The following is a 20,155-nucleotide window of genomic DNA, read 5'->3' as shown; positions in this document are numbered from 1 at the left end:
CACCGGTAGAATGAAAAGCCGCGCATATGCGAAGTGGGCCTTTAGCTCAGTCGGTAGAGCAGGGGACTTTTAATCCCAAGGTCGTGGGTTCGATCCCCACAGGGCCCACCACTTTTTGCGCAGGGCCGCCATGGCGGTTTGAATGCACTGGGCCATCGTCCAACGGCAGGACTCTGGTTTTTGGTACCAGCTACCTAGGTTCGAATCCTAGTGGCCCAGCCATTTAACGTTTCAGCCTCCCGATTGGGAGGTTTTTTATTGTCCGAGAAGAGTCGGAACGCGTGATTTCTCCTGCAATGCCCTTGACGCGTCGCGGTAAAAGGGTATAATTACAAGAATCTGAACGCGAATCTCATCTCAATCATTCTCACGCGTCAAGCCGACAAGGCGGCTGCGCAATGCGCGAATACCTGGCGGCCTCGCCCAATCTCAGCGGCGAAGGCTGCGCGGCATCTAGACCGCACGCCTGACATGCAGGTATCGAAAAGCCACGAGCTCCTCTGGTCTTGTGCGCTTTGTGTATTTTCCCCACACAACTCAATAAGTTTGGTATCATTCTGGATTGCTGCGAAAAGACGAGATTAGTTTGAAGGAGCACCGTTGACCAAGCAAGATGTTATCGAACTGGGTGGTAAGGTTCTCGAAGCCCTGCCGAACGCCATGTTCAAGGTGGAGCTGGAAAACGGCCACCAAATCCTGGCCCACATTTCCGGCAAGATGCGTATGCATTACATCAAGATCTTGCCCGGCGACAAGGTGACGGTCGAACTGTCCGTCTACGACTTGAATCGCGGGCGTATCACGTACCGTTTCAAGTAGTCTCAGCTCGCGCGCAAGCCGGCGCGCCAGTGTCCCCGAGAATAATCACCTGCGGCTGGGTGTGTACATATAGGACCGCATTAACCGAAAGGAAATTGAAATGAAGGTACGTCCTTCGGTCAAGAAAATGTGCGACAAGTGCAAGATCATTCGACGCCATGGCAAGGTCCTCGTTATCTGCGAGAACCCCCGTCATAAGCAGCGTCAAGGCTAGGAAGAAAGAGGAGATAAACCTATGGCACGTCTTGTTGGTGTCGACCTTCCTCGCGACAAGCGCATTGAAGTCGGCTTGACCTACATCTACGGCATTGGCCTGACCACGTCCAAGAAGATCTTGGCTGAGACGGGCATCAATCCGGACACGCGCACGAACGACCTCACCGAAGAGGATCTCGTCAAGCTGCGTGACTACATCCAGAACAACATCAAGGTGGAGGGCGACCTGCACCGCGAGGTGTCTCAGAACATCAAGCGCCTTATGGAAATCGGCTGCTACCGTGGCCTGCGTCATCGCAAGGGCCTGCCCGTTCGCGGTCAGCGCACCCACACGAATGCCCGTACCCGCAAGGGTCCCCGCAAGCAAATCGGCGGCAAGAAGAAGTAAGTAAGGGAGCTAAGAAGTGGCAACTAAGAAAAACGTGCGCACGCGCATCAAGCGCTCCGAGCGCAAGAACATTGCCGTTGGCGCTGCGCATATCAAGTCTACGTTCAACAACACCATCGTCAGCATCACCGATCCTCAGGGCAACGTGATCTCTTGGCAGTCCGCCGGTACCGTCGGCTTCAAGGGTTCCCGTAAGTCCACGCCGTTTGCCGCGCAGATGGCTGCTGAGGCTGCTGCCAAGACGGCTATGGAGCACGGCCTGAAGAAGGTCGCCGTGTACGTGAAGGGCCCCGGCTCTGGTCGCGAGACGGCTATCCGTTCGCTGCAGGCTACCGGTCTGGAAGTCGCCAGCATTCAGGACTGCACCCCCATTCCGCACAACGGCTGCCGCCCCAAGAAGCGTCGTCGCGTGTAACTGAAAGGATCTATTTACTATGGCTATCAATAGAACTCCGGTTCTTAAGCGCTGCCGCCAGCTGGGCCTGGATCCCGTCGTGCTGGGTTACAGCAGCTCCAAGACTTCCAAGCGCGAGCCCAAGCGTCGTCGTAAGGAATCCGAGTACGCGATGCAGCTTCGCGAGAAGCAGAAGGTCAAGTTCATCTACGGCGTGCTGGAGAAGCAGTTCCATGGCTACTTCAACAAGGCCAAGTCCATGCCGGGCATCACGGGTGACAACCTCATGATTATCCTGGAGTCCCGTCTGGACAGCGTGATCTTCCGTCTGGGCTTTGCCCGCACCCGTAAGGAAGCTCGTCAGATCGTGACCCACGGCCACATCACCGTCAACGGCCGCCGCGTGGACATCCCGTCCTACCGCGTCAAGGCCGGCGACAAGATCGCCGTTGCCGACAAGTCCAAGGAACTGCTGGTCATCAAGAGCGCTCTGGTTTCCAACGCCCGCTTCCAGGTTCCGGCTTGGCTTGAGGTTGACATCGAGAAGCTGCAGGGCAGCGTTCTGGCTCTTCCGACCCGCGATCAGATCGATCTCGACATCCGCGAACAGCTCATCGTCGAGCTCTACTCCAAGTAATCGCGCTAGTAAGGAGGCTTACCCAACATGACAGAGTTCATGAGGCCGACGGTAACAACGGAAGAAGTCAACGATACTGTTGCGCGTTTCATCGTGGAACCGCTGGAGCGTGGCTACGGCTATACGCTGGGTAACAGCATGCGTCGCGTTCTGCTGTCGTCTCTCGACGGCGCCAAGGCGACGGCCATCCAAATCGACGGTGTGCAGCACGAGTTCACCACGGCCGAAGGCGTTATCGAGGATATCACCGATATCGTCCTGAACGTCAAGGGCCTGGTCTTCTCGGCTCTCAATGACGACGTGGAAGAGGCCACGGCTCATGTTTCTGCCGAGGGCCCCTGCGTTGTGACCGGTGCGGACCTGCAGGTTCCCACCGAGTTCACGCTGATCAACCCCGAGCATGTCATCGCCACGGTTGCCGACGGCGGCCAGCTTGACATGACGGTGCGCATCGGTGTGGGCCGCGGTTACGTTTCCGCCGAGCGCAACAAGCGCACGGAGGATCCTATCGGCGTCATCCATGTCGACTCGCTGTTCTCCCCGGTTCGCCGTTGCACGATGAACGTGACCGACACCCGCGTGGGCCAGCGTACCGACTACGATAAGTTGGTTTTGGAGGTTGAGACGGACGGCTCCATCGAGCCTATCGATGCGGTCACCCGTGCGGCCAACATCATCAACCAGTACATGGGCGCGTTCCTCAGCCTGACCAGCACCCCCGAAGAGGAAGAGGGCGAAGTGCCGTCCATCTTCGCTCCGGAGGGTCAGGAGTCGAACGCCGAGCTGGACAAGCAGATCGAGGACCTGGACCTGTCCGTCCGCTCGTACAACTGCCTGAAGCGTGCCGGCATTCATTCGGTGCGCCAGCTGGTCGAGTTCTCCGAGAACGACCTGCTGAACATCAGGAACTTTGGTGCGAAGTCCATTGAGGAAGTGAAGGACAAGCTCATTTCCATGGACCTCAATTTGAAGCAATAGGAGAAACCTACCATGAGGCATAACTACAAGGGCCGCAAGCTGGGCACCGACTTTGCCCATACCAAGGCCATGAAGCGTAGTCTGGTGCAGGCGCTGTTCCTCAACGACCGCATCAAGACCATCGAGTCCCGCGCTAAGGAAATCCGCCCCGATGTCGACAAGATCATCACCTGGGCGAAGAAGGGCGACCTGCATAGCCGTCGTCTGGCCATCGCCGCGCTGGGCAACGACAAGGAATTGGTCCGCGAGATCTTCGAGAAGGTCGAGCAGGGCATGTTCGCCGATCGTCAGGGTGGCTACACCCGCATCATGAAGCTGGGCAACCGCAAGGGCGACAACGCTCCCATGGTCATCATGGAGCTCGTCACCGAGCCGGTGGCCAAGAAGGCTGAGAAGCCGGCTGCCAAGAAGGCTGCTCCGAAGAAGGTCGAGGCTGTCGAGGAGCCCAAGGCCGAGGAAGCTGCTGAGGCTGTCGAGGCTGCTGAGGAGAAGGCTGAATAAGCTTTTCGCCCCACATGCTATTTTGAAAGGACCCTTCGGGGTCCTTTCTTTTTGGGACGAATTGCTTGCGGGCATGCGTTTGGCTTCATCTTCGGCATGCTTTGCAACCTATGCTGCTCGAGGACATCTGCGCACGTTGCTGCTCGTTGGTCATGTAGCCTTGTGCGCCGTTGCTTCTCAGGAGTTTCTTATTTCTGCATCGGATGCTGCGCTATACTTCACGCATGCAATTACGAATTAATACGTATATCGACGGCGAATCCTTTGTCCATACCTGCGATGCTCGAGTGAAGGTGCTGTTGTTGTGCGCATATACCGCAACCGTTTTCTGGGTTGAAACATGGGCTGGACAGTGGCTCCTTGGCTTCCTATGTCTGGTGCTAGCCTTGTCGGCCCATGTTCCGCTTGGGCGTATGCTGGCCATGGGAATCCCCGTGTACATGATGGCGGCTCTTACCGTTTTGTTCGCGTCGATCAATAACCAGGTTGGATTCGCGTTGGGCTGCTTCTATGGCGTTCGGATAATCTTGCTTGTCCTCGGCAGCTTCATCGTGGTGCTCACCACCACGTCGACGGCGCTTACCGATGCGCTGCGGTCGTTCGTGTCCCCGCTACGGGTTCTGCATGTACCTGCTGATGATATCGCCATGGTGTTCAGCATGGCTATCCGCTTCATTCCTTTGATGGCTCAAGAGATCTGCGCGATCCATGATGCCCAATTCTCGCGAGGCGCCTCGTTTCATCGCGGTGGCTTATGGCAACGTTTGTCTGCATGGCCTCCTGTGTTCATCCCGTTGTTCGTGGGCATGTTCCGAAGGGCTGATAAGCTCTCGGTCGCCATGGACGCCCGTTGCTATGGTGTCAGAGGAGGGCGACGTACCTCGTTGCGGGACTATCGCATGACACCCGCTTCGGTTGCCGTATCGGTTGTCGGTTTAGGCGTTCTTGCGGCAATAGCGGCACTTCTCTAGCGATCGCTTCCGATTACAGACGCGTGTTCGGCCGCGGGGAACGTCGTCGCCATCGCCGTTCTTTGGCGATCGCCTCTATGCTCAGACGCATATCACCGTCCGACACGTTCGCTAACGTGAAGCTGGCCAAGTCATCGCCTCCGCGCACAGACGCATTTCGCCGTCCGCCTGCTGGTTCGCACATGTCGGGGCGGGCATGGTATTATTTGCCCGTATGGCCTGGTGCAAGGCGCCGGGCGCAAAAGGAAACATCCTACGAGGAGGCATTCAATGAGCGTCATCATCGATGTGTTCGGGCGTGAAATCCTGGACTCTCGCGGCAACCCCACGGTCGAGGTGGAAGTTGTGCTGGAGGATGGTTCCTTCGGTCGTGCGGCCGTTCCCTCCGGCGCGTCCACGGGCGCGTTCGAGGCCGTTGAGCTGCGCGACTGCGACAAGGAGCGTTATCTGGGCAAGGGCACGCTGGATGCCGTTGGCCATGTGAATGATGAGATCGCCGACGCGCTCGTCGGCTTCGAGGCCGACGATCAGCGCGCCATCGACGACGTTATGCTGGAGCTGGACGGCACGGACAACAAGGGCGCTCTGGGCGCTAACGCCATCCTGGGCGTGTCCCTGGCCTGCGCCAAGGCCGCTGCCGAGTCCGCCGGTCTTCCGCTGTACAAGTATGTTGGCGGCGTGAACGGCCATATCCTGCCCACGCCTATGATGAACATCCTCAACGGCGGCGTGCATGCCGACAACAACGTCGACTTCCAGGAGTTCATGATCATGCCGGTGGGCGCCGAGTCGTTCGCCGAGGCGCTGCGCTGGTGCGCCGAGATCTACCACACCCTGAAGAAGGTCCTGCACGAGGCCGGTCTGGGCGGCGGCGTCGGCGACGAGGGCGGCTTCGCTCCGAACTTCACCACCAACGAAGAGCCGCTGCAGTACATCGTGAAGGCTTGCGAGGCGGCTGGCTACAAGCCCGGCGACGACATCATGTTCGCCATGGACCCGGCTTCCACCGAATTCTATAACGCCGAAACCGGCAAGTACGAGCTGAAGGGCGAGGGTCGCGAGCTGACCAGCGCCGAGATGGTGGACTACTGGGCCGCGCTGGTCGAGAAGTATCCGATCATCTCCATCGAGGACGGCATGGCCGAGGAGGACTGGGACGGCTGGAAGCAGCTGACCGACCGCATCGGCGACAAGGTGCAGCTGGTGGGCGACGACCTGTTCGTCACGAACTCCAAGCGCCTGGCGAAGGGCATCGAGCTTGGTTGCGCGAACGCCATCCTCATCAAGGTCAACCAGATCGGCAGCCTGTCCGAGACGCTGGATGCCATCGAGATGGCCAAACAGGCAGGTTACGCATGCGTGATGAGCCACCGTTCCGGCGAGACCGAGGACACCACCATCGCCGACCTGTCCGTGGCCCTGAACACCGGCCAGATCAAGACCGGCGCTCCGTGCCGTAGCGACCGCGTTGCCAAGTACAACCAGCTGCTGCGCATTGAGGAGGAGCTTGACTCCCAGGCCCAGTACGCCGGCAAGAACGCTTTCTACAACATCAAGCGTTAATCGGGATGCTGCCGAATCAAGTTCGGCAAACACCGTAGCGAATGCAGGCCGCTCAGGCGCGCCGTTCCGCTGCAGTTTATGCGATCGAGGGTAAGCCTCGATCGTGCGCTGCAAGCGGGATCGGGCCGCCTGGGCGGCTTGTTGTTTTCCGGCATCGGGCACGCGATACTGGCGCAAAACCGGATGAGGTTTCCCCGGGAGCCCGCTCGGCTTTCCTTGCCTGGGATGTTGTCGCTTTTTCCCCTCGTGAAAACGCGGGGCTGCTACAATGAACCCTATGTGTATTACCGCGTCAGCCAAGGAAGATGGACGATGAAACAGTACAACCCTCACGAGATCGAACCTCGTTGGCAGAAGGCTTGGGAAGATGCCGACCTGTACAAGGTTACGGAAGATCACGCCAAGCCCAAGAAGTACGTGCTCGAGATGTTCCCGTACCCGTCGGGCGACATCCACATGGGCCATGTGCGCAACTACACGATCGGCGACGTCATCGCCCGCTATTCCAAGATGCGCGGCTTCGACGTGCTGCATCCCATGGGTTGGGACGCGTTCGGCCTGCCGGCTGAGAACGCGGCCATCAAGCATCACAGCCATCCGGCGAAGTGGACCTACGCCAACATCGAAACGCAGAAGGCCAGCTTCAAGCGCATGGGCCTTTCCTATGATTGGGACCGCACCGTCGTGGCATGCGACCCCGAGTACTACCGCTGGGGTCAGTGGATCTTCCTGCAGTTCTGGAAGCGCGGCCTGGTGGAGCGCCGCAACTCGCCGGTGAACTGGTGCCCGAAGTGCCAGACCGTGCTCGCCAACGAGCAGGTCACCGAGGGCGAGTGCTGGCGTTGCCATAGCGCCGTCGAGAAGCGCGACCTGACGCAGTGGTACCTCAAGATCACCGATTACGCGCAGGAGCTTCTGGACGACCTGGATCAGCTGGACGGCTGGCCGGAGCGCGTCAAGCAGATGCAGGCGAACTGGATCGGCCGCTCCGAGGGCGCCGAGGTGAAGTTCACGCTGTGCGACAAGCAGGGCAACGCACCCGAGAACCCCACGGAAGACGACCTGATCACCGTGTTCACCACGCGCGCCGACACCCTGTTCGGCTGCAGCTTCTTCCTGCTTGCCCCCGAAAGCCCCATCCTGAAGGGCCTGGTGGAAGGCACGGAGTATGAGGCCGCGGTCATGCAGGTGGTCGAGGACGCGAAGAAGATCACCGCCGTCGAGCGCGCGCAGGGCAACAAGGAGAAGCACGGCGCGTTTACCGGCCGTTACGTAGTGAACCCCATCAACGGCGAGAAGGTGCCCGTGTGGGTTGCCGACTACATCGTGGCCGATTACGGCACCGGCGCGGTCATGGCCGTGCCGTGCGGCGACCAGCGCGACTTCGAGTTCGCCAAGAAATACGACCTGCCCATCATCCCCATCATCCTGGGCGACGACGATCCACTGTTCGAGCAGTTGAAAAACGAGCAGGGCCGTGTGGTTACCAGCGTCGATTGGGACAGCGCCATGGAAGCCGAGGGTCGACTGGTCCAGTCCGGCAAGTACACCGGCCTTACGGGCGGCAAGCACTCCGAGGGCGAGGAGGCCATCGTCGCCGACCTGGAGGCTGCGGGCCGCGGCAAGCGCAAGGTGGAGTTCCGTCTGCGCGACTGGCTGATCTCCCGCCAGCGCTATTGGGGCAACCCCATCCCGATGATCTACTGCGACAAGTGCGGTCTGGTGCCGGTGCCGGAGGAGGACCTGCCGGTGCGCCTGCCCGAGGATATCGACCTTTCCGCTGGCGAAACCTTGGCAACGCACGAGGGCTTCGCGAAGTGCACGTGCCCGAAGTGCGGCGGCGAGGCTCGTCGTGAGACCGACACCATGGACACGTTCACGTGCTCGAGCTGGTACTACCTGCGCTACACCGACCCGCACAACACCGAGCTGCCCTTCGACAGCGCGAAAACCAACCGCTGGATGCCGGTCGACCAGTACATCGGCGGCATCGAGCACGCCATCCTGCACCTGCTGTACAGCCGCTTCTTCACGAAGGTGCTGCGCGATCTGGGCATGCTGGATTTTGACGAGCCGTTCAAGAACCTGCTATGCCAGGGCATGGTGCTCGACGAGCACGGTGACGTCATGAGCAAGTCCAAGGGCAACGTCATCTCCCCCGAGGAGATGATCGCGGGCTATGGTTGCGATGCCGTGCGCGCCTACATCCTGTTCATGGCCCCGCCCGATAAGGAGCTGCAGTGGAACGAGGACGGCTTGGCCGGTATGCACAAGTTCCTCAACCGCGTGTGGCGCATGGTGTACGACTTGGTGGGCAAGGCCGACGAGGACACGCTGTACCAGCCGGGCGCATCCGATGCAGAGGCAGCAGCGGCTCGCAAGGTGCTGCTGCGCGAGCGTCATCGCGTCGCCGGTAAGGTTGTGGACGATTTCGATCGCAACAACTTCAACACCGCCATCGCCGCCATCATGGAACTGGTGAACGCCATCGGCGATTACCTGCGCAAGGTCGGCCCGGAGCAGCGCGCCGCATCTGCTGACGAGCAGGCGCTTGCGACCGAGGTCGCCAATGTGCTGGTAAGGCTGCTGGCTCCTATCTGCCCGCATATGACCGACGAGCTGTGGCATGATGCGCTGGGCTGCGAGGGTTCCATCCATACGCAGGAATGGCCCGAGTTCGACCCCGAGAAGGCCAAGGACGACGAGGTCGAGCTTGCCGTGCAGATCAACGGCAAGGTGAAGGCCCGTATCACGGTTGCCGCGGATGCCGATCAGGAATCCGTGAAGGCTGTGGCGCTCGAGGCCGTGCAGGATGCCGTGGCAGGCAAGGACCTGAAGAAGGTCGTTGTGGTGCCCGGCCGTCTGGTGAACATCGTGGCGAAGTAAAACGCTGACATTGCAGTCGAAACGACCCGGAGGATGCTCCGGGTCGTTTTGTTTTCGGGGTTGGGTTTCGGTGGCGTTGTTGCGCCGTTCCGGCGAAATGCTTGCCGTGAGGTTTCGGCGTTTGCTATTGTCTGTTTCCTATGAGTAGCGCGAAGAAACATAAGGGATGCCTGAGGCGGGTGCTGGATATGGTGCTGGCGGCGGTATTGGCCGTGGTGGCGGTGTTCACCATTACGAACGTGGTGACCATCGTGGGATCGAAAGGGTCCATCGTCACCCCCGAGAAGGCCAGTATCGGCAATGCCGATGCCATCGTGGTGCTCGGGGCATCGGTGCTGCCGGACGGAACGCCTTCGGGCATTCTGGCCGATCGTCTGGATGACGGCATCGCGCTGTACTTCGCGGGCGTGGCGCCGAAGATCATCATGAGCGGCGACAACGGCACCGCCTCGTACAACGAGGTGAAGGCCATGAAGCAGTACGCCATTGCGCAGGGCGTGCCAAGCCAGGACATCTTCTGCGATCACGCGGGTTTCTCCACGTATGAGAGCATGTATCGGGCGAAGTACGTGTTCGGGTGCGAGCGCATCGTGGTTGCCACGCAGACGTATCACCTGTATCGCGCGCTGTGGTCCGCGAAAAGCCTGGGAATGCAAGCCGAGGGCGTTCCCAGCGACTATCACGAGTACCAAAAACAGCTGCAGTATGATATCCGCGAGATTCCCGCGCGCACGAAGGACTTCTTCAAGGCGCTGTTCCGCGTGCCGTCCACGTATGTGGGCGAAGCGATCAGCCTTGACCAAAGCGGAGATGTGACGAACTAGAACAAGACGGCCGCGCGGAATGCGCGGCCGTCGTCCGTTCAGGGGGGCTAATCTTCCAGGTCTTTCGGATTGAACGTTTCCAGCAGGTCGACGAGCTCCTGCTTCTTGTGGATATCCAGCTTGGCGTAAATGCGCTTGCTGTGGGTTCGGATGGTGTTTTCCGAAACCACCAGCTGCTCGGCGATGCGCGCCACGGTGTTGCCGCGGGCGATGAGCTCCATGACCTCGGTTTCGCGTGCGGATAGGCGGTAGTGCTGTCGAACTAGCGCAGCCTGCTTCGACAGGCGATCCTGGTAGTTGGGTGCATCGGAGCTGCGGGCATGGTCGCGTTTCTCGAGTTTTGCGGTATCCGTCGGGAAGGGGCCGTTGTCGGGCGCCATCGCAGGCTCTTCGACGGTCAGGGCGTTCTCGGTATCCGTCCGTGCGATGATGATGGGCCTCATCTCGAACAAGCCGATATCTTGCATGTTGAAAGGACAGGGGCCCGCGCATCCGGCGTTCGCCGCGGGAGACGCTTCGCTTTCCGATTCGGCCTCATCGAGGTCGGTTTGGCGCTCGTTGATATCGGCGATTTGCAAAGGCATGCCAGCGACGAGCTCGATATCCTCTGCTTGGCTTGCGGCCAATGCTCGCTTGAAGCCGCCCTGGCCGATGAAGAACATGAGACCGAGCAAATACACCGCCACCAGCGCGACGACGGCATCGGGCTGCATGCCCATGACGCGGATCTGCTCGGCGAACGTGCCGGCAAGGAACCCGACATCATGCAACGCGTACACGATGCCGGCGAAGAAGCCGTAGATGAACACGGGGTTGATGCCTCGGTCGCGCGATGCCTGCGCGCACTGGATCATCATGAGCGCGATGGCGACACTGTATACCGCATACAGGATGGCGGCTTGCCATCGCGCATAACCGTCGCTGCAAAACGGAAGCACCAGGAACGAGGTGATGAGCAACGGGAAGGCGATGCGGTAGGCGTTGGCGACATTCATTCTCACGTTCTTGAACTGCCAGAGCACCAAAACGCCGATGCCCGCAACCAGGCATCCCGTCATCGACAGCAGGTTCACAAGGCTGCCGACTCGCGGGTCGCCGATGGCCAGCGAGCGCATGACGCCGGTGCAGAATGCGATGGCGCCGACGCACAAGGCGCTGCGCCAGTAATCGCGCAGCACGCGCCTATACACGTTCGGGTGCTCGCGCGGAACATCCTCGAACATGGGCTGCTTCAAGTCGATGTGCCGGCTTTTCAGCACGATGGCAAGCGCGAACAGCGGCATGAACACCAGCGGGATGAGAAACGCGGTCACGGCTTGCGGGATGGCGTACAGGGCGAAGTACAGAAGCGCACCATAAGCGGTGCCCAGGATCAGATCATGGTTGCCATGGTCTGCGTCGAAGCTGGCGAACAGTCGCTGCCACAGCATGTAGAAACCGGCAGACCCTAAGCCCAGAAGCGCACCGCCGGCGATTACCAATATCTGAGCGATTCCATGCAGGTAAATGGCCCCGATAAGGCAGCACCAGCCAAGCAGATATGGCGCGCTTGCGAGCATCACCATGAATCGGCGCGTGGGTCCGGGAAGGTAGTACACTCCGATGGCGCTGGCGAAATAGCATAGCGAGAACACGAGCGACTGCATAAAGAAGAACCAGAACATGACATCCGGGGTTTGGAAGCTCATGGGTAAAAACGGGAACACGCCACCCCAAACGCCGGCTGCGTTGATGGCCAAAAAGAGGGCGTATCCAAGCGATGCGGTGTTCGGCTTGAACGTGCGGGCTATGTTGGAAATGCGTGTGCGTGCCACAGAGATCCTCGTCGTCGGGCACTGCCGTTCGCCCGCCTGAAGGTGCCGGCGGCGGATGGTCGAGTGCTCTTCTCCCTTGCGTGATTTCGCCGCTGCATAGCAAGAATGCGAAATCGATTGCTCAAAACAGTATAGCGCGCAATCGGGTTCAGGCTGTCACATACTGTAATGGGTGATAGCCTGTGAACTGGGCAAACGTGAAATTCGCACGTTTTATGTGACACGGTGGGGCAAACAAGGCGATAAGATTTCATCACCAAATCCGCGCTTGGAGGGTAGACGAGCCCCAACTAAGGAAGCAAGGGTGGTGCGCGGCGAAAAGGTCGCGAAAGGAAGAAGCCGTGTCGCGGCGCGCGATAGCGCAGCCGTTTCGGCAGAGGCGAAAAGGAAAGAATGAAGGGGGAGGCAATGCAAGACATGCCAAGCATGAACCGCCGCACGTTCGTCAAGTCGACGGGTGCGCTGGGTGCTCTGGCCGCCGTCGGCGGCGCCGCTGCAACGGGCGCGAACCTGTTCGGCGCAACCGAGCCGGCACTCGCGGAGTCCGAGGAGAAGATCACGTGGGGCCATTGCGCCATCAACTGCCCGGGCCGCTGCAGCCTGAAGTTCCATGTGAAGGACGACGAGGTTGTGTGGGTGGACACCTGCACGAGCAAGGACGCCGGCTTCGACGACCCGCAGCCCCGTGCGTGCCTGCGTGGCCGTACGTATCGTCGTTGGATGAACCATCCCGATCGCATCAACTACCCCATGAAGCGCGTCGGCAAGCGCGGCGAGGGCAAGTTCGAGCGCATCTCTTGGGACGAGGCTATCGATCTGGCAGCCACGAAGCTCAAAGAGGTTATCGAAAAGTATGGCAACGAGGCCGTGTACCTGCCGTATGCGACCGGCGTTTCCGCAACCACGGCTCGTCCGTTCAATCGACTGCTGAACATGCTGGGCGGCAGCCTGAATCGCTACGGCGATTATTCCACTGCCCAGATCACGGCCATCACCCCTTACATGTACGGCTCCAAGAACAATGGCGGCAGCTCCTTCAAGAACGCCGAGGATGCCAAGCTCATCCTCATGTTCGGCACCAGCCCCACCGAAACGCGCCAGGGCGGTCTTACCACTCATTACGATTGGGTCCAGCTGCGCGAGAAGACCGGTGCGAAGATCTATGTGATCGACCCTCGCATGAACGACTCCATCATGGGCCATTCCGACCAGTGGTTGCCCATCAATCCCGGCACCGACGCCGCGTTGGTCGCGGGTATCGCCCATTACCTGATTCAGCACGACATGTGCGATATGGACTTCCTGCACACCTACTGCGTGGGCTTTGACGAGCAGACCATGCCCGAGGCATATCAGGGCAAGAACATGTCCTACTTCGATTACGTTATGGGCATGGGCTACGACAAGGTGGAGAAGACGCCGGCGTGGGCTGCCAAGGTCACCGGTATCCCCGAGAAGAAGATCGAGGAGCTGGCTGAAGAGATCGGCACCACCAAGCCGCTGTTCGTCTGCCAGGGCTGGGGCCCGCAGCGCCGCAGCAACGGTGAGTGGACGTCCTGGTCTATCATGGCCCTGCCGTGCCTGGTCGGCCAGGTCGGCCTGGCGGGCACCAATAACGGTTGCCGCGAGGCGCGCAACAGCCCGACGCTGCAGTCCCTGCCGGCGGGCACCAATCCGGTGAAGGCCTCCATCTCGTGCTTCGTGTGGACCGACGCCATCAAGCATGGCGCGGACATGACGGCCAAGAACTGGGGCGTGAAATACGTCGACAAGCTGAACACTGGCATCAAGTACATGATCAACTATGCCGGCAACTGCCTGACCAATCAGCATGGCGACATCAACTACGCGCATGACATCCTGGTGGACGAGTCGCTGTGCGAGTTCATCCTGGGCATTGATATCGTGATGACCGATTCCCTGAAGTATTCCGACGTCATCCTGCCCGACATGTTCCGCTTTGAGCAGAACTCGCAGATCGCCACGGGTTCGAACTGGGGCTATGTCATCACCGGCACCCCTGCTACGTCCGTGAAGTACGAGCGCAAGACCTGCTACGAGATGTGCGAGCTTATCGCCGACAAGTTCGGCATTAAAGATAAGTTCACCGAGGGCAAGACCGAGCTCGAGTGGATGAAGGAGCTGTACGAGAAGTCTCGCGAGAAGGACGAGGAGCTGCCCACGTGGGACGAGGCGGTGAAGATGGGCGTGTACACGCGCGAATACGCCCCCACCATCTCCATGAAGAAGTTCCGCGACGACCCTGCGGCCAATGCCCTGACCACGCCTTCCGGCAAGATCGAGATCTTCTCTGAGAAGCTGCTGAAAGACACCGAAGGCTGGGAGCTGACCGATGGCGATACGCTTGCGTGCCTGAATACGCTGCCTCCGATTCCTGCGTACGTCCCCGAGTGGGATGGCGTTGAAACGACCACCGACGAGTATCCGTTGGCGTTGGGCGGCTTCCATTATCGCGGTCGTCTGCATTCCTCTTGGGGCGGTATCGAGGAGCTGAAGGAGGTCAACCCGCAGGAGGCTTGGATCAATCCCGCCGACGCGGAACCTCGCGGCATCAAGCAGGGCGACACCGTCCAAGTGAAGAACGAGTTCGGCACCATCGAGCTGCTGGCGAAGGTTACGCCGCGCGTTATCCCGGGTATGGTCGCCATCTCCCAGGGCGCTTGGCACAATGCGGACATGTCCTCCTCCGATCCCAAGGCTCGTCTGGACAAGGGTGGTTGCATCAACACGCTAACCACGCATCGCCCGAGCCCGTTGGCAAAGGGCAATCCGCAGCATTCCAACATCTGCGAAGTCGTGAAGGCTTAAAGGCAGCGAGTACGAGAGGAGTAAAAGATGACTCGATATGCATTTCATTTCGACGGCACTCGCTGCACGGGTTGCAAAACCTGCGAGATGGCCTGCAAGGATTTCAAGGACCTGAGCGTCGGCACCGCGTTCCGCAAGGTGTACGAGGTGACGTTGGGCACGACCGAGCGCGATGCGAACGGCTGCGTCATCAGCAGCTGCGTGAGCTATCCGCTGTCCATGTCGTGCAACCACTGCGATGACCCGGCGTGCACCAAGGTGTGCCCGACCACCGCAATGCACAAAGACCCCGAAACCGGTCTGGTGTCCGTGGACGCCGACAAGTGCATCGGCTGCGGCTACTGCCACATGGCCTGCCCGTACAACGCGCCGAAGGTCGATCGTGAAAAGGGCCACAGCGTGAAGTGCGACGGCTGCGCCGAGCGCGTCGCCGCAGGTGAGAAGCCGGTATGCGTGGAGGCGTGCCCGGCTCGCGCGCTGGACTTCGGCACGATCGAGGAAATGGCCAAGCTGGGCGAGCGCGGGAACATCGCGCCCCTGCCCGAGCCCACCTACACGAAACCGAATCTATACATCAAGGCTTCCGCTGATGCCCTGCCCGCAGGCGCGGAGGACGGCAAAGTCGTGAATCCCCTGGAGGTGATGTAGCATGATGGCAGAGCTGCCTTTGGCCCTGTTCACCACGCTGGCGCCTATCGGCGCGGGCGCGTTCATCGCGCTGGCCGTGGCTTTCTTCACCACGAAGTTCTCCGATGAGCAGCTGAAGAAGATCGACCGTATGACCACCATCCCGGTCGTCGTGCTGGTGGCCGGCTTCATCTGCGCGTTCTTCCACCTGGCTAGCCCCATGCATGCGTTCGGCGTGTTCGCCGGCCTGGGCGCGAGTCCGCTGTCCAACGAGCTGCTCGCCGGTGTCGTGTTCGCCGTGCTGGCTATCGTGTACTGGATCGTGGCGCTCGCCGGCAAGCTTGGCGAGGGTGCTCGCAAGGGTTTTGCCGCTGTGGTAGCTGTCATGGCGATCGTGTTCGCGTGCTTCACGGGCGCTGCCTACATGATGGAGACCATCGCTTCCTGGAACACCCCGATGGTCCCCGTTGCCGTGCTGGGCTTCAGCCTGCTGGGCGGCGTTTCCCTGGGCGTGCTCGTGCTGGCGCTGTCCGGTGCGCTTGAGGACGCTGCGAAGGGCGGCTTCAAGATGGCGGCTCTGGCGGTGCTGGTCATCGGCCTGGTCCTTGGTGTTGTTGGCCTGTTGGTGCAGGTCATGAACGTGTCCGGCATGAGCAATGCGCTGGTCGATGGCGCGGACCTGGTCGCCGCCGCCTCCGCTCCCATGTGGATCGGCGTGGTGTGCATGGTCGTTGCCGCAGCCGCCGCCTTCATGGCTCTGCGTAACTCGAAGTCCACGGCGCTTGCCGCTGCGGCTCCGGTGCTGGCAATCGTGGGCGTGTTCGCCGCTCGCCTGGCGTTCTACGCGGTGCAGCTGAGCGTTGGCCTGTATATCGGCTAATCGCTGAGGTCGATGCTTTTTCGGGGCGCGTCCGGTTTGCGGGCGCGCCCCTTGCCGTATGATGGTTGCCTTAAGCGATAAGGAGAGGATCGCATGACGGATCTTGATGCTGCGACGCTTGAAGGCGTTGCGTTTTTAGGGAACACGCTGGCCCCGTTTTTCCTGCAGGACCCGCGCACGGGCGATGCCGGCGCCGAGTTTGCGGCGGTCGCTGCGCTTGATGCGCAGGCTGCCGGCGCGGAATGGCCCTTCGTCGGCGAGGCGCAGGCCGCTCGCTGTTTGGGCATGATGGTTGAGGGTCTTGCCCCGAGCCGTGCTGCCGGAGAGGGCGGCGCCTTTGTCGCAGACGATGATCTGATGTGGGAATATCGCCGCTTGTTCATCGGCCCGGGCGCAAAGCCGGCGCCGCCGTGGGGCTCGGTATACACCGATCGCGAGTGCGTGGTGTTCGGTGCGACCACCCTTGAGCTGCGCGCATGGATGCGTGAACACGGCGTTGCGCGAACCGCTGACGAGAAAACGCCGGAGGATCATATCGGGCTCATGCTTGCCCTTATGGCGTGGCTTGCTCAAAACCAGCCCGCTGACCTGGGCGAGTTTCTGAGCCTTCATTTCCTGACGTGGGCGGGGCATTTCCTGGACGAGCTTGCCGATGCCGCCGAGCATCCTTTCTATGAAGGGCTGGCTCGCTTAACGCGTGCAAGCTTGGACGGCGTTCGGGAGGCGTTGGGGTTGGAGGTCGTCACGCCTCGCTTCTATCGCTAAAATACCAAGGAATCGTTTGGTCCGGCGCGTCGCTGCAGGCTGACGCGCCGGACCATGCGGGCGTTATGCGCGTTTCGCGTCGAGCAGTGCTGCAAAGAGGGGGAGCTGATGATTTCCGGGTTCGATACCGCGTTAAGCGAGGTGACGTTGGTGCTGTTCACCACGTTTGCCCCCTCGGGCGCCGTCGCCCTTGTCTTGGTTGCGGCGGTGCTGTTGTTTCCGAAACTTGAATCGACGATGCGGGCGCGCATCAGCACGTTCATGTGCATCCCCCTTGTGGTTACCATGGTGGGGCTTGTCGCGTCGGCTACGCATCTTGGGAACCCGGCCAATGCGCTGTACGTGTTTTTGCATTTCGGCTCCAGCCCTCTTTCGAACGAAGTCGTCAGTGCGGTGGGATTGTTGGCGTGCAGCGGCCTGTATTGGCTGTACTCGTTTTCGGTCAAACCCCTTGTATGGCTGCAGCGGCTGCTGCTGATGATGATCGCGGCAATGGGCGTCGCGTTCGTGATAATGGTGTCCCTCGCGTATTCCGTTGACACCATCGTCACTTGGAGCCTGCCTACGGTTCCGATTTCATTGTGGTTGAATGCCCTGATGGGAGGGCCTCTGCTGGCGGCGATCACGTTGTATGCCGCCCAGTGGCGCGCGCTTGCGGGGCGTTTCGGCCTGCTGCTGATGACGGTGCCCTTCATTGCGTTTGCGGCGAATATGGTCGTGTATATCGTGCAGGGGCGGCTATTGAACGGTATTGCGAATTCGGTGCTCGCGGCAGCCGACCTTGTGCCGCATTACCGCACGATGCTGCTGGCGTTCGCGTTGATGTGCTTTGCCGGTTGCGTGCTTGCCGCCTTCACGATGCATGTCGTGTCGAGGGAAGCGGTGGTGCGCGGCGGGGATGAGCTTGCATTCTCCAAGCGCGTGCTTGTTCGCCTGCTTGTCTCGTGTCTGCTGGCGTTCGCCGGCATCTTCGTCATGCGTTTCGCGTTCTACATGATGCATTTGACGGTCGGCCTTGCCGTATAGGCCCAGAAATAGGTTCAGGTTGCAAAAAATCCCACAACCGCAAATAGCGCGGTTGCGGGATTTTTTGCGTTCAGGGGGGATCGCTCGCGTTGAGGCTCCCCTTTCGTGCCTCAACGCAGGGACTCTACGCCCCGCGCTCTTCCAAATATTTTTCCATGCTGAAGTGCGTGATGTCGCTACGGTTGATGACGCCCACGATCACGCCGTCTTCGAGCACGGGCACCTTCTTCAAGTGGTTCTCGCCGAGCACGCGGCAGACCTCGGGCAGGTCGGCGTGCACGCTGACGCCGATGATCCCCTTCGCGCCGATATCGGAGGCTTTCATGCCCATCAGGTGCTCCAGCTTGTGGGCGTAATCCTTGTGGTCGGAGTATGCGTCCACGGTTTGCACGATCATCACCACAGGGTCCATGATCATCTGGCCGCGCTTGGACAGGTAGCGCATGATGTCGCCGTCGGAGATGAAACCGGTCGGCTTGCCGGCGGCGTCGACCAGCGGCGCGGCGCTGATATGGTTGTTCACCAGCAGCTGCATGGCTTCGAGCACGGTGGCGTTTTCGGGCAGCGTGTACACGTCGCGCTTCATGATCTGCTCGATGAGGGAACGGTGCGCGTTATCTTCGTCGGCGGCCGCCTCGTCGCCGGGCTTGTTGCGCACGAGCACCACCGTCAGCACAAAGCCCAGCACGCATAGCGCCGTTGCCACAGCGAACGCCATGTGGATACCGAACACGCCGGCGGTCATGGTATCGGTCGAACCGGAAACCATGTTGGTGGCAACGGTGGACGTCGAGACGATGACGGCGGTTCCCAGCGAGCCCGCCACCTGGCGGAACGTGTTCTGCACGGAGGTTCCGTGGTTCATCAGCTTGTCAGGCAGCGCGTTCATGCCCCAGGTGGAGATGGGCATGTTCACGAGCGACAGGCTGAACAGGCGCACCGTGTAGATGACCGTGAGCGTGATCAGACCCATACCCGGCCCCATGAACATGAACGTGGCGGTGGTCAGCGCCAGCACGCCGGTGCCGATGACGGCCAGCACGCGCGGGCCGTGCTTATCGAACAGGCGGCCGGCGACCGGGCCCATGGCGCCCATGACGATGGCGCCGGGCAGCAGCACAAGGCCCGACGTGGTGGCCGAGAATCCCATGTAGGACTGCAGCAAGATGGGGATGAGGATGCCGCCGGCGAGCAGCGCGCCTTGCACGAGCATCACGATGATGGTGGCGATGAAGAACTTGCGGTTCGTCAGCACGCGCACCTGCAGCATAGGCTGCTCCATCCGTAGCTGGCGGCGGAAGAAGAACGCCAGTGCAACCACGCCGATGATGACGCCGGCAGCCGAATCGACGGTCACGCCGTAGCTGCCGATGGCGGACAGGCCGTACAGCAGGCCGCCGAACCCGAGCGTTGACAGGACGACCGAAACCACGTCGAGTTTCACATCCTTGTTCGTTTCGCCGCCACGTTCAAGCGCTGCGCCGGCGAACACGATGACCGCAGCGCATAGCGCGGCGATGATCCAAAACATGATGTGCCAGTTCGCCTGGTCGATGATGATGCCTGCAACGGTGGGGCCGACGGCAGGGGCGAATGCGATGACGATGCCGAACACGCCCATGGCGGTGCCGCGGCGGTCGATGGGGAACGTCCACATGAGCACCGTCATCACGAGCGGCATGAGGATGCCGGCGCCGGCTGCTTGAATCAAGCGGCCGGAAAGCAGCACGGGGAAGTTCGGGCCCCAGGCGGCAAGCGCCGTGCCGGCGGTGAACAGGACCATGGACGCAAGGAACAGCCGGCGCGTGGTGAAGCGGTCGGTTAAAAACGCGGTGATGGGCACCATGATGGCGTTGACCAGGGTGAATCCGGTGGTCAACCACTGCGCGACGGCGGCGTCGACGCTCATCTCGCTCATGATCGACGGCAATGCCGGTGCCACGACCGTCTGGTTCAGCACGGTGACGAAGGTACCGAACACCAGCACGATCAGCATGACGATTTGTTTGCGGGTAAGCCCCCAATCAGCCATAGCGG

At 60.6% G+C, this 20,155-nt stretch carries 18 protein-coding genes and 2 tRNA genes; 18 read left to right on the top strand and 2 right to left on the bottom strand.

Annotated features, from left to right (window positions below):
* The first annotated feature begins 35 nt into the window (after positions 1–35).
* The 13 genes from SFHG_RS09695 to SFHG_RS09635 all read left to right on the top strand — a co-directional run bounded on the left by SFHG_RS09695 (position 36) and on the right by SFHG_RS09635 (position 10,177).
* Positions 36–111: transfer RNA gene (locus SFHG_RS09695), tRNA-Lys, on the top strand.
* Positions 112–148: 37 nt separating this feature from the next.
* Positions 149–222 (top strand) — tRNA-Gln (locus SFHG_RS09690).
* A 378-nt stretch (positions 223–600) separates the two neighbouring features.
* Entirely contained in the window at positions 601–819 is a 219-nt protein-coding gene (gene infA, locus SFHG_RS09685; protein WP_042436934.1) for a translation initiation factor IF-1, read from the top strand.
* 100 nt (positions 820–919) lie between these two features.
* The gene (rpmJ, locus tag SFHG_RS09680; RefSeq protein WP_006363204.1) at positions 920–1,033 is read left to right on the top strand and encodes a 50S ribosomal protein L36; all 114 of its coding nucleotides are present in this window, start codon (positions 920–922) and stop codon (positions 1,031–1,033) included.
* A 21-nt stretch (positions 1,034–1,054) separates the two neighbouring features.
* Positions 1,055–1,423, top strand: a complete 369-nt coding sequence (rpsM, locus tag SFHG_RS09675) for a 30S ribosomal protein S13 (protein ID WP_042436929.1) — start codon at positions 1,055–1,057, stop codon at positions 1,421–1,423.
* Positions 1,424–1,439: 16 nt separating this feature from the next.
* The gene (gene rpsK, locus SFHG_RS09670) at positions 1,440–1,838 is read left to right on the top strand and encodes a 30S ribosomal protein S11 (protein WP_042436927.1); all 399 of its coding nucleotides are present in this window, start codon (positions 1,440–1,442) and stop codon (positions 1,836–1,838) included.
* Positions 1,839–1,857: 19 nt separating this feature from the next.
* Positions 1,858–2,454 carry a 30S ribosomal protein S4 gene (gene rpsD, locus SFHG_RS09665; RefSeq protein WP_042436924.1) on the top strand — a complete coding sequence of 199 codons (597 nt, stop codon included), beginning with the start codon at positions 1,858–1,860 and terminating at the stop codon, positions 2,452–2,454.
* Positions 2,455–2,481: 27 nt separating this feature from the next.
* The gene (locus SFHG_RS09660) at positions 2,482–3,432 is read left to right on the top strand and encodes a DNA-directed RNA polymerase subunit alpha (RefSeq protein WP_042436921.1); all 951 of its coding nucleotides are present in this window, start codon (positions 2,482–2,484) and stop codon (positions 3,430–3,432) included.
* A 12-nt stretch (positions 3,433–3,444) separates the two neighbouring features.
* Positions 3,445–3,933 carry a 50S ribosomal protein L17 gene (gene rplQ, locus SFHG_RS09655; protein ID WP_042436918.1) on the top strand — a complete coding sequence of 163 codons (489 nt, stop codon included), beginning with the start codon at positions 3,445–3,447 and terminating at the stop codon, positions 3,931–3,933.
* A 224-nt stretch (positions 3,934–4,157) separates the two neighbouring features.
* A complete protein-coding gene (locus tag SFHG_RS09650) occupies positions 4,158–4,904 on the top strand; it encodes an energy-coupling factor transporter transmembrane component T family protein (RefSeq protein WP_042436999.1) in 747 nt (248 codons plus the stop codon).
* Positions 4,905–5,174: 270 nt separating this feature from the next.
* Positions 5,175–6,467 carry a phosphopyruvate hydratase gene (gene eno / locus SFHG_RS09645; protein ID WP_042436916.1) on the top strand — a complete coding sequence of 431 codons (1,293 nt, stop codon included), beginning with the start codon at positions 5,175–5,177 and terminating at the stop codon, positions 6,465–6,467.
* A 312-nt stretch (positions 6,468–6,779) separates the two neighbouring features.
* The gene (gene leuS, locus SFHG_RS09640; protein WP_042436913.1) at positions 6,780–9,353 is read left to right on the top strand and encodes a leucine--tRNA ligase; all 2,574 of its coding nucleotides are present in this window, start codon (positions 6,780–6,782) and stop codon (positions 9,351–9,353) included.
* Between the two features lie 188 nt (positions 9,354–9,541).
* Entirely contained in the window at positions 9,542–10,177 is a 636-nt protein-coding gene (locus SFHG_RS09635; RefSeq protein ID WP_238318330.1) for a SanA/YdcF family protein, read from the top strand.
* 47 nt (positions 10,178–10,224) lie between these two features.
* On the opposite strand, the gene SFHG_RS09630 is transcribed toward SFHG_RS09635, so the two are convergent.
* The gene (locus SFHG_RS09630; protein ID WP_202898178.1) at positions 10,225–11,991 is read right to left on the bottom strand and encodes a helix-turn-helix domain-containing protein; all 1,767 of its coding nucleotides are present in this window, start codon (positions 11,989–11,991) and stop codon (positions 10,225–10,227) included.
* Between the two features lie 408 nt (positions 11,992–12,399).
* Between SFHG_RS09630 and SFHG_RS09625 the strand changes: the two genes are divergently transcribed.
* From SFHG_RS09625 to SFHG_RS09605, 5 genes are all read left to right on the top strand, one after another.
* Positions 12,400–14,820, top strand: coding sequence for a DMSO/selenate family reductase complex A subunit (locus tag SFHG_RS09625; RefSeq protein WP_042436993.1), 2,421 nt, complete (start codon positions 12,400–12,402; stop codon positions 14,818–14,820).
* A gap of 27 nt (positions 14,821–14,847) precedes the next feature.
* A complete protein-coding gene (locus SFHG_RS09620; protein WP_042436907.1) occupies positions 14,848–15,468 on the top strand; it encodes a 4Fe-4S dicluster domain-containing protein in 621 nt (206 codons plus the stop codon).
* A 1-nt stretch (position 15,469) separates the two neighbouring features.
* Positions 15,470–16,327, top strand: coding sequence for a dimethyl sulfoxide reductase anchor subunit family protein (locus SFHG_RS10280; protein ID WP_052297938.1), 858 nt, complete (start codon positions 15,470–15,472; stop codon positions 16,325–16,327).
* Between the two features lie 93 nt (positions 16,328–16,420).
* Positions 16,421–17,092 (top strand): Tat proofreading chaperone DmsD, encoded by a 672-nt coding sequence (gene dmsD, locus SFHG_RS09610; RefSeq protein WP_042436905.1) that lies wholly within the window; start codon positions 16,421–16,423, stop codon positions 17,090–17,092.
* Between the two features lie 108 nt (positions 17,093–17,200).
* Positions 17,201–18,118 carry a dimethyl sulfoxide reductase anchor subunit family protein gene (locus SFHG_RS09605; protein WP_042436902.1) on the top strand — a complete coding sequence of 306 codons (918 nt, stop codon included), beginning with the start codon at positions 17,201–17,203 and terminating at the stop codon, positions 18,116–18,118.
* A 124-nt stretch (positions 18,119–18,242) separates the two neighbouring features.
* Here the strand turns inward: SFHG_RS09605 and SFHG_RS09600 are convergent.
* The coding region (locus SFHG_RS09600) for an MDR family MFS transporter (RefSeq protein WP_222859231.1) at positions 18,243–20,155 on the bottom strand (1,913 nt) is incomplete at its 5' end.

It is taken from the genome of Senegalimassilia anaerobia JC110 (genome assembly GCF_000236865.1).
In the GTDB taxonomy this organism is placed as follows: Bacteria; Actinomycetota; Coriobacteriia; order Coriobacteriales; family Eggerthellaceae; genus Senegalimassilia; species Senegalimassilia anaerobia.
Note: the sequence above shows the minus strand (reverse complement) of the source record. Positions and strands in the feature narration are given on the sequence as shown.